A 12,200-nucleotide genomic window follows, 5' to 3' on the forward strand; every position below is an offset into this window, starting at 1 on the left:
AAAGACCGGGACTCTCGCGCCCCCGCTCCGGCGGGGGCGCTTTGGCGTGATGGGCCCGGTCCCCCGCGGGAGCGGGGGACCAAGAAAGACCGGGACTCTCGCGCCCCCGCTCCGGCGGGGGCGCTTTGGCGTGATAGGCCCGGTCCCCCGCGGGAGCGGGGGACCAAGAAAGACCGGAACTCTCGCGCTCCCGCTCCGGCGGGGGCGCTTTCGCATGATGGGCCCGGTCCCCCGCGGGAGCGGGGGGACCGAGAAAGACCGGGACTCTCGCGCCCCCGCTCCGGCGGGGGCGCTTTCGCATGATGGGCCCGGTCCCCCGCGGGAGCGGGGGACCAAGAAGGACCGGGACTCTCGCGCCCCCGCTCCGGCGGGGGCGCTTTGGCGTGATGGGCCGGTCCCCCGCGGGAGCGGGGGACCAAGAAAGACCGGGACTCTCGCGCCCCCGCTCCGGCGGGGGCGCTTTGGCGTGATGGGCCGGTCCCCCGCAGGAGCAGGGGGACCGAGAAAAACGATCTCGCGCCCACGCTCCCGCGTGGGCGCGCCTCAATCACCCCTTCGCCAACACCGCCACGAAAAATCCGTCCGTGTCGTGATCGGCCGGGGACAGACGCAGCGCCGTCGCGCCCGCCGGGGCCGGGCAGGGCGCGGCCATGTCCGCGTCCGCCCAGGCGTCGGCCATCGGCACCGGCGTGAACCCCGCGCCCGCGTCGCCCTCCAGGAACGCGCTCACGCGATCCTCGTTCTCCGCCGTCAGCAGCGAGCAGGTGACGTAGACCAGCCGCCCGCCCGGCTTCACCAGCCGCGCGGCGCGGGCCAGGATGGCGTCCTGCTCGGCCTGGAGCGACTCCAGGTCGGCCGGCGCCAGCCGCCAGCGCGCATCCGGGTTGCGCCGCCAGGCGCCCGTCCCGGAGCACGGTGCGTCGACCAGCACGCGGTCGAAGCCGCCGGCCTGACGCTTCAGCCACTTGCGCGACTCGGCGTCCAGCACCCGCAGGGTCGCGTTGTGCACCCCAGCCCGGCGCAGCCGCACCTTTGCCCGCTCCAGACGCGACGCCGACACGTCGCAGGCCAGCAGCCGCCCCTTGTTGGCCATCGCCCCGGCCAGGGCCAGGGTCTTGCCGCCGGCCCCGGCGCACAGGTCGCAGACCGCCATCCCGGGCGCCGCCGCGACCAGGGCGGCGGCCACCTGGGAGCCGGCGTCCTGCACCTCCACCAGCCCGTCGCGGAAGGCCGGCGTGGCGGCCAGATTGACGCGCCCGTGCACGCGCAGGGCCAGCGGCGCCAGCGGCCCGTCCTCCGCGACACCACCGGGGGCCGGAATGCCGGCCTCGGCCAGGGCGGCGCGGGCGCCGTCCCGGTCGGTCTTCAGGGCGTTGGCGCGCAGATCCAGCGGCGCCTCGGTGTTGAGCGCCGCCATGGCCGTCCGCCAGCCCTCGCCCAGGCTGGCCTCCAGGGGCGGGGCGATCCAGTCCGGCAGCTCCAGCCGCACCGCCTCCGGCATCTCCGCCGGCTCCAGCGGCTGGCCCGCCAGCCGGGCGGCGAGGTCGCGCTCGGCGGCGGTCAGCGGCGCCGGGTCGTGGCCCATGCCGGTGAACAGCCCCTTCAGCGCCGCCCGGTCCAGGCCGTCGGTCAGCACCAGGTCGGCGATCAGGCGCTCGCGCGGGCTGCCGTCGCCGGTCCACCAGCCGAGCCGGGCGTGCCGGCGCAGCATCCCGTAGGCCCGGGCCGTGACCGCCCGCCGGTCGCCGCCACCCATGTAGCGCCGCGCGCGCAGGAAGGCCTGGGTCACGGCATCGGCGGGGCGGGGCGAGGCGGCCATCTCCTCCAGCAGGTCGAGGGCGGCGTGCAGACGGGCACCGGGGGTCATGGCGAACGGGTCCTGAGCGGCGGGAACGGCGGCCCCGTCTAGCGCGTCCGCACGTCCACGGCCAGCCTTTCCACCGGGGCCGGGTCCCCGGTCAGGCCGTGTTCGGCCAGGAAGGCGCCCATGCGGTCGTAGCGCGGGCCGTCCACCACCGCCGGACGCAGGGCGAACCGGGGCAGGGTGTCGACCCAGGCGCGCCGGTTCAGGGGGTCGTCCAGGTCGGGATAGGCGGCCAGGAACAGGTCCCAGCTCTCTTCCGGGTGGTTGATGAGGTACTGTGTGCCCTCCTCCAGCGCGGCCATGAAGGCGTCCAGCCAGGGTTCGCCAACGCGGTCGGCGTGGGCGATCAGCACCAGTTCATCGTATGGGGGGACACCGTGCTCCTCGGGGAAGAAGGCGCGGCCCTCGGCGCCCTCTAGCTCCAGTTGCGTCAGCTCGAAGTTGCGGTAGCCGCCGACGATGGCGTCGACCTGCCCGGACAGCAGCGCCGGCGACAGGCTGAAGTTGACGTTGATCATCTCCACGTCGTCCATCGACAGCCCGACGGTGTTCAGCATGGTGCCCAGCACACCGTCCTCGAAGCCGCTGAGGGAGAAACCGACCGTGCGGCCCTTCAGGTCCGCCAGGGTCTGCACCGGCCCGTCGGCCAGCACGATCACGGTGTTCAGGGGCGTCGCCACCAGGGTTCCGACGCGCAGCAACGGAAGGCCCTGGTCCACCTGCATGTGAAGCTGCGGCTGGTAGGACACGCCCAGGTCGACCCGGCCGGCGGCGACCAGCTTCGGCGGGTCGGCGGGATCGGCCGGGGCCTGCAACGTGACGTCGAGGCCGTGGGCGGCGAAGAAGCCCTGCTCGCGCGCGACGACCAGGGGCGCGTGGTCCGGGTTGACGAACCAGTCCAGCAGCACGGTGACGGCGGTGGTCTCGGCGCGCGCCGGTGCGGCGGTCAGCAGCAGGGCCGGGGCCAGGCACAGGGCGCCGGCCAGGGCGGCGAGGCTTCGGCGGAGGACTGTCATCTTGAGGCTCCCTCTGTCTTTGAGCGGCTCACGCATTGCTTTCCGCCTGCCAGGGCACGAGGCGGCGCATGGTGGCGTCGACCAGCCGGTAGAGCGTCACCGCGAACACGGCGAGCAGGGCCATGGCGGCGAAGACCAGGTCGGTCTGCATGCGCCCGTTGGCATGCAGCATCAGGTAGCCGAGCCCGGCGCTGGAGCCGACCCACTCGCCCACCACGGCGCCGATGGGGGCCACGGCGGCGGCCACCCGCAGGCCGCTGGCCAGCGCCGGCAGCGCCGCCGGCAACCGGATGTGCACCAGCGCGGCCCAGCGCCCGGCGTTCATCACCCGGGCCTGTTCCAGCCACAGCGGATCGGTGCGGCGCAGGCCGTCCAGGAAGGCGGTGGTGACCGGGAAGTAGATGATCAGCATGGCCATGACGACCTTGGAGGTCAGACCATAGCCCAGCCACAGCGCCAGCAGCGGCGCCAGGGCGAACACCGGGATGGCCTGACTGACCACCAGGACCGGCAGCAGCCAGCGCCGCGCCGGCCCCCACAGCACCAGCACCAGGGCCGAGAGCATGCCGAGGCCGACCCCGAAGGCGAAGCCCATCAGGATCTCGGCGAAGGTCACCCCGGCGTGGTACGCCAGCCGGTCGGCGCGGGCGATCAGGGTCTCCAGCGTGCCCAGCGGCGACGGCAGCAGGTAGTCCCGCGACCCGTTCAGCAGGTAGACCGCCTGCCACAGCGCGATCAGGCCGGCGGCGGTGACCAGGGGCCGGACCACGGCGGACAGGCGGCTCATGCGGTGTCTCCCGGGCCGTGGGCGGCGCCGGTGAGGCGGCGCAGCAACTCGCCCTGCAACGCCAGCAGCGCCGCATCGGTGGCGTCGCGCGGCGGTGCGCCGGGCGGGATCAGGGCGGCGTCCAGGGTCGCCGGGCGGCCGTGCAGCACGTGCACGGCATGGCCCAGGCGCAGCGCCTCCAGCGGATCGTGGGTCACCAGCAGCACCGTGCGCCCGGCCAGCAGGCGGGCGGTCAGGTCCTGCAGGCGCAGCCGGGTGAGGAAGTCGAGGGCGGAGAACGGCTCGTCCATCAGGATCAGCGGCCGGTCCTCCCCCAGCGCCCGCGCCAGGGCGACGCGCTGGCGCATGCCGCCGGACAGGGCGCCGGGGCGGTCGTGCAGGCGGTCCCCCAGGCCGACGTCCGTCAAGAGCGCGCGGGCACGGGCGCGCGCCGGCCCCAGCGGCGCGCCGCGCAGGCGGGCCCCGAGCACGGCGTTGTCGAGCGCGCTGGCCCAGGGCAGCAGTGAATCCCGTTGCGCCAGGTAGGCGACCCGACCGGCCAGGGGCCGGCCATCGTCGCAGGCGATGGTGGCGCGGGCGTGAGTGCCGTTCTCCAGCCCGGCCAGCAGGCGCAGCAGGGTGGACTTGCCCACGCCGCTGGGGCCCAGCAGGGCGGTGGTGCGCCCGGGCGCCAGATCCAGCGTCAGGCCATCGAACAGCGCCACGCCGTCGAACGCCAGGCAGGCGTCGGTCATGCGCACGCCCAGGCCGGGCGCGTCGCTCTGCGGGGGCGATATCGCGGAGGATGAAGCGGAACAGGAGTCCCGGTGTGCCGGGCGGCCGTCTGGGGTCACGATCCCTCACCAATCCCTACGCCGGTGCGAACCGGATCAGGTTCAAGGGGTCGTCTCCCGCGTCGCCCGGACATTGCCCCGGGCGAACCATGGAGGCCTCTCAGCCGGTGGCGCCGGCTCCCCCTGGTGTCACTGCCATGACAATGCGACCACCCGGGCCGCGGGTCAAGCCCGATGCGACCGCCCCATTGGGGCCATGTTCGGCGCTATCCTCGACGCCGTGTCCCTGTGTCCCTGTGTCCCTGTGTCCCTGTGTCCCTGTGTCGCTGTCGAGGGAGAGCCCCGCCATGACCCTGTCGCGTCGGTTCCTGTTGCGCGGCGCGGCCGCCGCCGGCCTGCCGCTGGCCGCCGTGGCCGCGCTGACCGGCTGCACCGCCAATCCGGCCACCGGCCGTTCCAGCTTCATGGCGTTCCAGTCCATCGAGGGTGATGTTGCCACCGGCCGCCGCGAGTACCCCAAGCTCGTCAAGGCCTTCGGCGGGGCCTACGACGACCGCCGGGTGCAGGGCTACGTGGAGGGGATCGGCCGCCGCCTCGCTCCGTTCACGGAGTATCCGCAGCTTCCCTACACCTTCACGGTGCTGGACACGCCGATCGTGAACGCCTTCGCCCTGCCCGGCGGCTACGTCGGGGTGACGCGCGGCCTGCTGGCGCTGGCCTCCAGCGAGGCCGAACTGGCCAGCGTGATCGGCCACGAGTTGGGTCATGTCAACGCCCGCCACTCGGCCGAGCGCATGGGCCAGGGCATGCTGGCGCAACTCGGCGTCCTGGTCGTCGGGGTGGCCACCGGCAGTGCGGACCTGGCGCGGCTCGCCGGCACCGCGGCGACCCTGTACGTGCAGAGCTACTCGCGCGATCAGGAGTTCGAGGCCGACATGCTGGGCGGCCGCTACATGACCCGCGCCGGCTACGATCCGGAGGGCATGGTCGGCCTGCTGGCGACCCTGCGCGAGCAGAGCCAGGTCGAGGCGGCGATGAAGGGCCTGCCGCCCGGCCAGGTGGATCAGTTCAACATGATGTCGACCCACCCGCGCACCATCGACCGCACCCGCGCCGCCCTCCAGCAGGCGCAGGCGACGCGGCCGGCCGACGCGGTGGTGGGCCGCGCGCCCTATCTGCAGACCATCGACGGCCTGGTGTTCGGCGACCGGCCCGAAAACGGCGTGGTCGACGGGCGCACCTTCATCCATCCCACGCTGCGCCTGCGCTTCACCGTGCCGCCCGGCTACGTGCTGCGCAACGGCGATGATGCCGTCACCGCGCGCGGACCCGGCGGCGGGCTGATCCAGGCCGACCTGACGCCCCTGCGCGGCGATGTCGGCCGCACGCTTCAGGCCCAACTGGCGAAGACCCCGGCCCGCGCCTTCGAGCGCCTGTCGGTCAACGGGTTGCCGGGGGCGACGGCCTCGGTGCCGCTGCGCACCAACCAGGGGCGCGCGGAGGGCCAGGTGGTGCTGGTGGATCTGGGCGGCGGGCAGGCGCTGCGGTTCCTGTTCGCGGCCCCGCCCGGGCGGTTCGCCGCCGCCAGCGGGGGGTTCCGCGAGACCACCTACTCGCTGGCCCGCCTGAGCCCGGCGGAGGCGGCGGCGATCCGGGCGCGCCGGCTGGACGTGCGCACGGTGCGACCGGGCGAGACCGTGGCCGCGCTGGCGCAGGGCCTGCCCTACGGCCGCTTCAACGAGGCCTGGTTCCGGCTGCTGAACGACATGGCGGCGGGCGCGCCGGTGCGGCCGGGCCAGACCGTCAAGGTGGTGGGTTAGGGGCGGACTCGGTCCCACGCAGGAGCGTGGGACCGAGAGAGAAGACCGTCTTGCGCCCGCGCTCCCGCGTGGGCGCTGGCGCCCCCTCAGCCCGGGCCGACGGCCCGGGAGACGGTGTCGACCAGATTGCGGGCCGTGATCGGCTTCTCCAGGAACGCGTCCACGCCGGCCGCCTGGGCGGTCTTGTCGAACCCCGGTTCGCTGTAGCCGGAGATCATCACGATCGGGACCGCGATGCCGCGCCGGCGCGCCTCGCGCACGAAGCCCAGCCCGTCCATGCCGTCCATGCGCCAGTCGACCAGCATCAGGGTCGGCGTGTGCGACTCCAGGGCGGTCAGGCCGGCGCTGGCGCTGTCGGCCAGGACGACCGAGGGGCAGCCCAGACCCTTCAGGATGGTGCGCAGGATGATCTGGAAGTTCGGGTTGTCGTCCACCACCAGCACGCTGTGGGCGCGGAAGTCCACCGGCTCCGGTACCGGGGGGCCGTCCTCGTTCACGGCGGCGGGGCGGTTGCCGTCGAAGGTGATGGCGCTCGCCAGTCGCACCGCCTCGGGGTGCGCCGTCACGGCCGGGCGGTAGCGGAAGTCCTGCTTCAGGATATGGTCGATCAGCCACGTGCGCAGGAATTCCATGACCTCGCGCGCGTTCACGCTGTCCGGCTGGGCGGCATAGCGGCCGCGGATGTCGCGCGCCTGCCGGGCCAGCCGCTGGTGCAACTCGCGATGCGCCGGCAGTTCCGGATAGCGCGCGGCCTGCATCAACCGCTCCTCACGCGCGAAGTGGTATTCGGTATAGTCCACGAGCGCATGCAGCACGCTGCCCAGGGTCGCGGTTTCCTCCCCGGCCCCGATGCAGTCATGGGCCTGATTGAGCAGGTCGACCAGGACCCTGTGGTCCTGGTCCACCATCTCAATGCCGGTTTCCAGATCGTCGCTCCAGTTCAGGTAGGCCATCGCCGGTCACACGTCCTCCGCTTCCAGACGTCGCGTCGCCGCGCCTTGGGACGCCGCGGTCTCCGCCCCGGCCCCGCCGGGCTCGATCTGGCTCACGTCGCGCACCGCGCCCCTGTCGGCGCTGGTGGTCAGCGCGGCATAGGCCCGCAGCGCCGGCGAAACCGCACGCTGGCGGTCCATCGGACGCCACGCCGCCGCCCCGCGCGCCTCCATGGCGGCGCGCCGGCGGGCCAGGTCCTCGGCGTCGACGCGCACGGCGATGGTGCGGGCCGGAATGTCGATGTCGATGATGTCGCCGGGCTCCACCAGGGCGATGCCGCCGCCGGCCGCCGCCTCGGGCGAGGCATGGCCGATGGACAGGCCCGAGGTTCCGCCGGAGAAGCGGCCGTCGGTCACCAGGGCGCAGTCCTTGCCCAGGCCCATCGACTTCAGGTAGCTGGTCGGATAGAGCATTTCCTGCATGCCGGGGCCGCCCTTGGGACCCTCGTAGCGCACCACGACGACGTCGCCCTTGCGCACCTCGCCGCCCAGGATCTTGGCCACCGCCTCCTCCTGGCTCTCGCAGATCACCGCCGGTCCGGAGAAGCGCAGAATGGACTCGTCGACGCCGGCGGTCTTCACGATGCAGCCGTTCTCGGCGATGTTGCCGAACAGCACCGCCAGCCCGCCGTCCGCCGAGTAGGCGTGGGCGCCGTCGCGGATCGTGCCGCCGGCGCGGTCCAGATCCAGCTCGGTGTACATCCGGTTCTGCGAGAACGCCTCCGTGGTGCGCACCCCGCCCGGGGCGGCCCGGTAGAAGTCACGCACCGCGTCCTCGGTCGTGCGGCGCACGTCCCAGCGCTCCAGCGCCTCGCCCATGGTGCGGGCGTGCACGGTCGGCACCGACGTGTCGATCAGGCCCAGCCGCTCCATCTCGCCCAGGATGGCCATGATACCGCCGGCGCGGTGGACGTCCTCCATGTGCACGGTCTGGACCGCGGGGGCGACCTTGCACAGATTTGGCGTGGACCGCGACAGGCGGTCGATGTCGGCCATGGTGAAGGGGATTTCGCCCTCGCGCGCCGCCGCCAGCAGGTGCAGGACGGTGTTGGTCGACCCGCCCATGGCGATGTCCAGGCGCATCGCGTTCTCGAACGCGGCGACGCTGGCGACATTGCGCGGCAGCACGCTGGCGTCGTCCTCCTCGTACCAGCGCCGGCACAGGTCGACGACGCGCCGCCCGGCCTCCAGGAACAGCTCTTTGCGGTTGGCGTGGGTGGCCAGCGTCGAGCCGTTGCCGGGCAGCGACAGGCCCAGAGCCTCGGTCAGGCAGTTCATGGAGTTGGCGGTGAACATGCCGGAGCAGGACCCGCAGGTGGGGCAGGCGGACCGCTCATAGGCCTCCACATCCGCGTCGCTGGCGTTCGGGTCGGCGGCGTGCACCATGGCGTCGACCAGGTCCACGGCCTTCTCGACGCCGTCCAGCACCACCTTGCCGGCCTCCATCGGGCCGCCGGACACGAACACCGTCGGCACGTTCAGCCGCATGGCGGCCATCAGCATCCCCGGCGTGATCTTGTCGCAGTTGGAGATGCACACCAGCGCATCGGCGCAGTGCGCGTTGACCATGTACTCGACGGCGTCGGCGATGATCTCGCGGGACGGCAGGCTGTAGAGCATGCCGCCATGGCCCATGGCGATGCCGTCGTCGACGGCGATGGTGTTGAACTCCTTGGCGACGCCGCCGGCCTTCTCGATCTCGCGGCAGACGAGCTGGCCCAGGTCCTTCAGGTGCACGTGTCCCGGCACGAACTGAGTGAACGAGTTCGACACGGCGATGATCGGCTTGCCGAAGTCCGCGTCGGTCATGCCGGTGGCGCGCCACAGGCCGCGCGCCCCGGCCATGTTGCGGCCGTGCGTGGTGGTGCGGGACCGAAGCTCTGGCATGGAAACTGCCTCCCTCTCGTGGTCGTGGTGGGCGTCCGCGTCCCCGCTCCGCGGTCAGGAGGGCGCGGCGGCGCGTGCGGTCGCCCTGACCCGGACCGTTCTCTTACCGCACCGCAGGACCGGTGCGATACCCCAAAAGCCCAGGTTGGGACGACGCCTCGCGGAAAAAAGATGCGCCACGGAATTTCGCGTCCGGTTGTTCCGCCGCAGCATTGTTGCGCTCCTGGCGTCACGGCGCGGGGTCCGGGCCGCCCCGTGGCGCGCTGGCCCGTCCGGCCGCTGGACCCGCCGTGCTGGGCGGTCTAAACAGGCGCGCCCGTCCCCTCCCGCCCTGGCAGCGTGCCGCCATGCCCGAGACCCCGAGCCCCGACGCCCTCGCCGTCTCCGTCGTCGTGCCGATGTACAACGAGGCCGACTGCGTGCGCGAGTTCCACCGCCGCACCACGGCCGCGCTGGCGGCGCTGGGCCTGTCCTATGAGATCGTCGCCGTTAGCGACGGGTCGACCGACGGCACCAACGCCCTGCTGGCCGACCTGGCGGCGGCGGACCCGCACCTGCGGCCGCGGTACCTCACCCGCAACACGGGCCAATGGGCGGCGCTGTCGGCCGGCTTCCGGGTGGCGCGCGGACACCACGTGGTGGTGATGGACGCCGACCTGCAGAACCGGCCGGAGGAGATCCCGGTGCTGCTGGCCGAGGCGCGCAAGGGCTACGACCTGGTCTCGGGCCGGCGCGTCGGCCGGCCGGAAAGCGCCGTGTGGCGGCTGCTGCCCAGCCGCGCGGCCAACGCGATGCTGCGCGCCACCACTGGCTGTCCGGCGCGCGACATGGGCGGCTTCAAGTGCCTGCGCGGCGACGTCGCCCGCACCCTGCGCCTGCGCGCGGGGCAGCATCGCCTGCTGCCGGCGCTGGTGCACCTCATGGGGGGCGCGATCAGCGAGGTGGACGTGCACGCCGACGCCCGCTTCGCCGGCACCAGCAAGTACGGGCTCAGCCGGGTCGTCGACGTTCTGTTCGACATTGTCATGCTGTGGTTCCAGGCTAGCTTCAAGGCCCGGCCGATCTACCTGTTCGGCCGCGTCAGTCTGGCGACGCTGGCGCTGGCGCTGGTGGCGCTGGTGTGGATCGGGGTCGACCGGCTGGTGTTCGGCAACCCGATGACCGAGCGGCCGATGTTCTACGTGTCGATGGTCGCCGGGCTGGCCGCGATGATGCTGCTGGGGTTCGGATTCGTGCTGGAGCTGCTCTCCGACACCCATGCGCGCATCACGGGACAGGACCCCTATCTGGTGCGGGACGAGCCGCCCGGGGCGGCGCAGGGGCCGGCCGGGTCGTCCCCTGGCGACACGCCGTTGCCCTGAGACACCTTTGCCCTGACACACCTTTGCCACGAGTCGGGCGCAGCGTGAGCGCAGGCCCGGACCGGCCGGGTCGCCCGATTCTACCCATGGAGGCTCCCATGCCCGCGTTCCGCTCCCCGCGCCCGGCCCGCGTTCTGGCCGGTGCCCTGGTTGTCGCCTCCCTGACCGCCCTGGCCGCGCTTCCGGCCCACGCGGCCGGCGCGGCGACCGAGGAGATCGCGGTGCCGCCGGGCGGTCCCGGCTCGGTGGCGCTCACCATCCTCGGTGGGGCCACCGCGGTGGTGCGCGAGATCCGGTCCGCCCTCGTCCCGGCCGGAGAGAGCGTGCTGGCCTTTCCGGATGTGCCGGACGCGGCCGATGCGGCCTCGGTGCGGCTCGCGCCGGCCGACGGCGGCGGTGGCCTGACCGTGCTGGAGCGCGCCCTGGCGGCGGACGTGCCCAGCCTGCAGCGCCTGCTGGCGCTGTCGGTGGGTCGGGAGATCGGCGTGCTGCTGCACGACCAGGGCGAGGGGGCGCCGCCCCGGCGTGTGCCGGCCACCGTGGTGTCGGTGGCGGAGGACGTGGTGCTGGAGATGGAGGGCCGGATCCATGTGGGCCTGCCGGGCGAGCCGGTGTTCGACGCCCTGCCGCCGGAGCTGCGCGCCACCCCGACCCTGCTGGCGACCGTGGACAGCGCCGCCGCCGGCGCGCGCGACCTGGCGCTGACCTATCTCACCGGGGGTCTGGCGTGGCGCGCGGACTACACCCTGGACCTGACCGGCGCGGCGGACCGCGCGGCCCTGTCGGGCTGGGCGACCGTCACCAACACCAGCGGGCGGTCGTTCCGGGGCGCCCGCCTCACCCTGGCCGCCGGCGAGGTGGCGGTGGAGACCGACAAGCGCGGCGGCGGCGCCGAGGCCACCATGATGCGGGCCGACATGGCGATGGCCGCGCCCATGCCGCCGGTGCCGGAGGCCGAGGCCCAGGGCGGCCTGCACTTCTATCCGGTGGAGCGGCCGGTGAGTCTGGCCCACCGCCAGACCCGCCAGGTGGCCCTGGTCGATGCCCCCGATGTGGCGGTCACGCCGCGCCACGTGGTGCCGCCGGCCCGCTACGGCGTCTATGCCAATGCCCAGGTCGACGACGAGACCGTCAACGCCCGCCGTCAACTCGTGCTGCGCAACACCGCCGAGGACGGTCTGGGCCGGCCGCTGCCGGCCGGTACCGTGCGGGTGTGGCAGCCGGGGCCCGACGGCGCGCCGCGCTTCCTGGGTGCCGACCGCACGCCTCATGTGGCCGTGGGCGGCGAAGCCGCGCTGGACCTGGGCACCGACTTCGACGTCACCGCCGAGCGCCGCCGCACCGACTTCCGCCGCATCGGTGAGCGCGTCACCGAGACCGATCACGAGATCGTGGTCCGCAACGCCAAGCCGGAGCGCGCGGTCTCCGTCACCGTCGAGGCGGAGCTGCCCGGGGAATGGACCATCCTGGACGAGTCGCACCCCCACGCGCGGGTCAACGCCGGCCGCGTGGCCTGGACGATGGAGGTGCCCGCCGATGGCGAAACCCGCTTGACCTACAGCGTGCGCACTCGATTCTAACAAGCCGGTCGTCCGACCGGCCGGTCTAACAAGCCGGTCGTCCGACCGGCCGGTCTAACAAGCCGGTCGTCCGACCGGCCGGTCTAACAAGCCGGTCGTCCGACCGGCCGGTCTAACAAG

General features: G+C 73.4%; 9 protein-coding genes and 1 riboswitch. Of the genes, 3 read left to right on the top strand and 6 right to left on the bottom strand.

Annotation, left to right across the window (positions count from 1 at the left end; genetic code table 11):
• Positions 1-547 precede the first annotated feature (547 nt).
• The 4 genes from GGD88_RS06010 to GGD88_RS06025 are packed head-to-tail and all read right to left on the bottom strand — an operon-like array spanning position 548 to position 4,401.
• The gene (locus tag GGD88_RS06010) at positions 548-1,867 is read right to left on the bottom strand and encodes an RsmB/NOP family class I SAM-dependent RNA methyltransferase (RefSeq protein ID WP_184432764.1); all 1,320 of its coding nucleotides are present in this window, start codon (positions 1,865-1,867) and stop codon (positions 548-550) included.
• Positions 1,868-1,905: 38 nt separating this feature from the next.
• Positions 1,906-2,880: an ABC transporter substrate-binding protein gene (locus GGD88_RS06015; protein WP_184432768.1), complete on the bottom strand. Its 975-nt coding sequence runs from the start codon at positions 2,878-2,880 to the stop codon at positions 1,906-1,908.
• A 28-nt stretch (positions 2,881-2,908) separates the two neighbouring features.
• Positions 2,909-3,667 carry an ABC transporter permease gene (locus GGD88_RS06020; RefSeq protein WP_184432771.1) on the bottom strand — a complete coding sequence of 253 codons (759 nt, stop codon included), beginning with the start codon at positions 3,665-3,667 and terminating at the stop codon, positions 2,909-2,911.
• Positions 3,664-4,401, bottom strand: a complete 738-nt coding sequence (locus GGD88_RS06025) for an ABC transporter ATP-binding protein (RefSeq protein ID WP_184432774.1) — start codon at positions 4,399-4,401, stop codon at positions 3,664-3,666. The genes GGD88_RS06020 and GGD88_RS06025 overlap by 4 nt, the downstream gene beginning before the upstream one ends.
• A gap of 94 nt (positions 4,402-4,495) precedes the next feature.
• A riboswitch (TPP riboswitch) is annotated at positions 4,496-4,634 on the bottom strand.
• 153 nt (positions 4,635-4,787) lie between these two features.
• Here GGD88_RS06025 and GGD88_RS06030 point away from each other — a divergent pair.
• Complete coding sequence (locus tag GGD88_RS06030) at positions 4,788-6,260, top strand: M48 family metalloprotease (protein ID WP_184432777.1); 1,473 nt, start codon at positions 4,788-4,790, stop codon at positions 6,258-6,260.
• An 86-nt stretch (positions 6,261-6,346) separates the two neighbouring features.
• Here GGD88_RS06030 and GGD88_RS06035 read toward each other — a convergent pair whose 3' ends face one another.
• Positions 6,347-7,213 carry a bacteriohemerythrin gene (locus tag GGD88_RS06035; RefSeq protein WP_184432780.1) on the bottom strand — a complete coding sequence of 289 codons (867 nt, stop codon included), beginning with the start codon at positions 7,211-7,213 and terminating at the stop codon, positions 6,347-6,349.
• 6 nt (positions 7,214-7,219) lie between these two features.
• Positions 7,220-9,139: a dihydroxy-acid dehydratase gene (ilvD, locus tag GGD88_RS06040; RefSeq protein WP_184432782.1), complete on the bottom strand. Its 1,920-nt coding sequence runs from the start codon at positions 9,137-9,139 to the stop codon at positions 7,220-7,222.
• Between the two features lie 347 nt (positions 9,140-9,486).
• Between ilvD and GGD88_RS06045 the strand changes: the two genes are divergently transcribed.
• Both GGD88_RS06045 and GGD88_RS06050 read left to right on the top strand, forming a co-directional pair.
• On the top strand, positions 9,487-10,500 hold the full coding sequence (locus GGD88_RS06045; RefSeq protein ID WP_184432785.1) for a glycosyltransferase family 2 protein: 1,014 nt from the start codon (positions 9,487-9,489) through the stop codon (positions 10,498-10,500).
• Between the two features lie 98 nt (positions 10,501-10,598).
• A complete protein-coding gene (locus GGD88_RS06050) occupies positions 10,599-12,080 on the top strand; it encodes a DUF4139 domain-containing protein (RefSeq protein ID WP_184432788.1) in 1,482 nt (493 codons plus the stop codon).
• Positions 12,081-12,200 lie beyond the last annotated feature (120 nt).

Source organism: Roseospira goensis, assembly GCF_014197795.1.
GTDB classification, from domain to species: Bacteria; Pseudomonadota; Alphaproteobacteria; order Rhodospirillales; family Rhodospirillaceae; genus Rhodospira; species Rhodospira goensis.

What these genes read in the sequence shown, in the direction of transcription:
- GGD88_RS06010 (WP_184432764.1), bottom strand. Translation starts at nt 1,867, where the DNA reads ATGACCCCCGGTGCCCGTCTGCACGCCGCCCTCGACCTGCTGGAGGAG.
- GGD88_RS06015 (WP_184432768.1), bottom strand. Translation starts at nt 2,880, where the DNA reads ATGACAGTCCTCCGCCGAAGCCTCGCCGCCCTGGCCGGCGCCCTGTGC.
- GGD88_RS06020 (WP_184432771.1), bottom strand. Translation starts at nt 3,667, where the DNA reads ATGAGCCGCCTGTCCGCCGTGGTCCGGCCCCTGGTCACCGCCGCCGGC.
- GGD88_RS06025 (WP_184432774.1), bottom strand. Translation starts at nt 4,401, where the DNA reads ATGACCGACGCCTGCCTGGCGTTCGACGGCGTGGCGCTGTTCGATGGC.
- GGD88_RS06030 (WP_184432777.1), top strand. Translation starts at nt 4,788, where the DNA reads ATGACCCTGTCGCGTCGGTTCCTGTTGCGCGGCGCGGCCGCCGCCGGC.
- GGD88_RS06035 (WP_184432780.1), bottom strand. Translation starts at nt 7,213, where the DNA reads ATGGCCTACCTGAACTGGAGCGACGATCTGGAAACCGGCATTGAGATG.
- ilvD (WP_184432782.1), bottom strand. Translation starts at nt 9,139, where the DNA reads ATGCCAGAGCTTCGGTCCCGCACCACCACGCACGGCCGCAACATGGCC.
- GGD88_RS06045 (WP_184432785.1), top strand. Translation starts at nt 9,487, where the DNA reads ATGCCCGAGACCCCGAGCCCCGACGCCCTCGCCGTCTCCGTCGTCGTG.
- GGD88_RS06050 (WP_184432788.1), top strand. Translation starts at nt 10,599, where the DNA reads ATGCCCGCGTTCCGCTCCCCGCGCCCGGCCCGCGTTCTGGCCGGTGCC.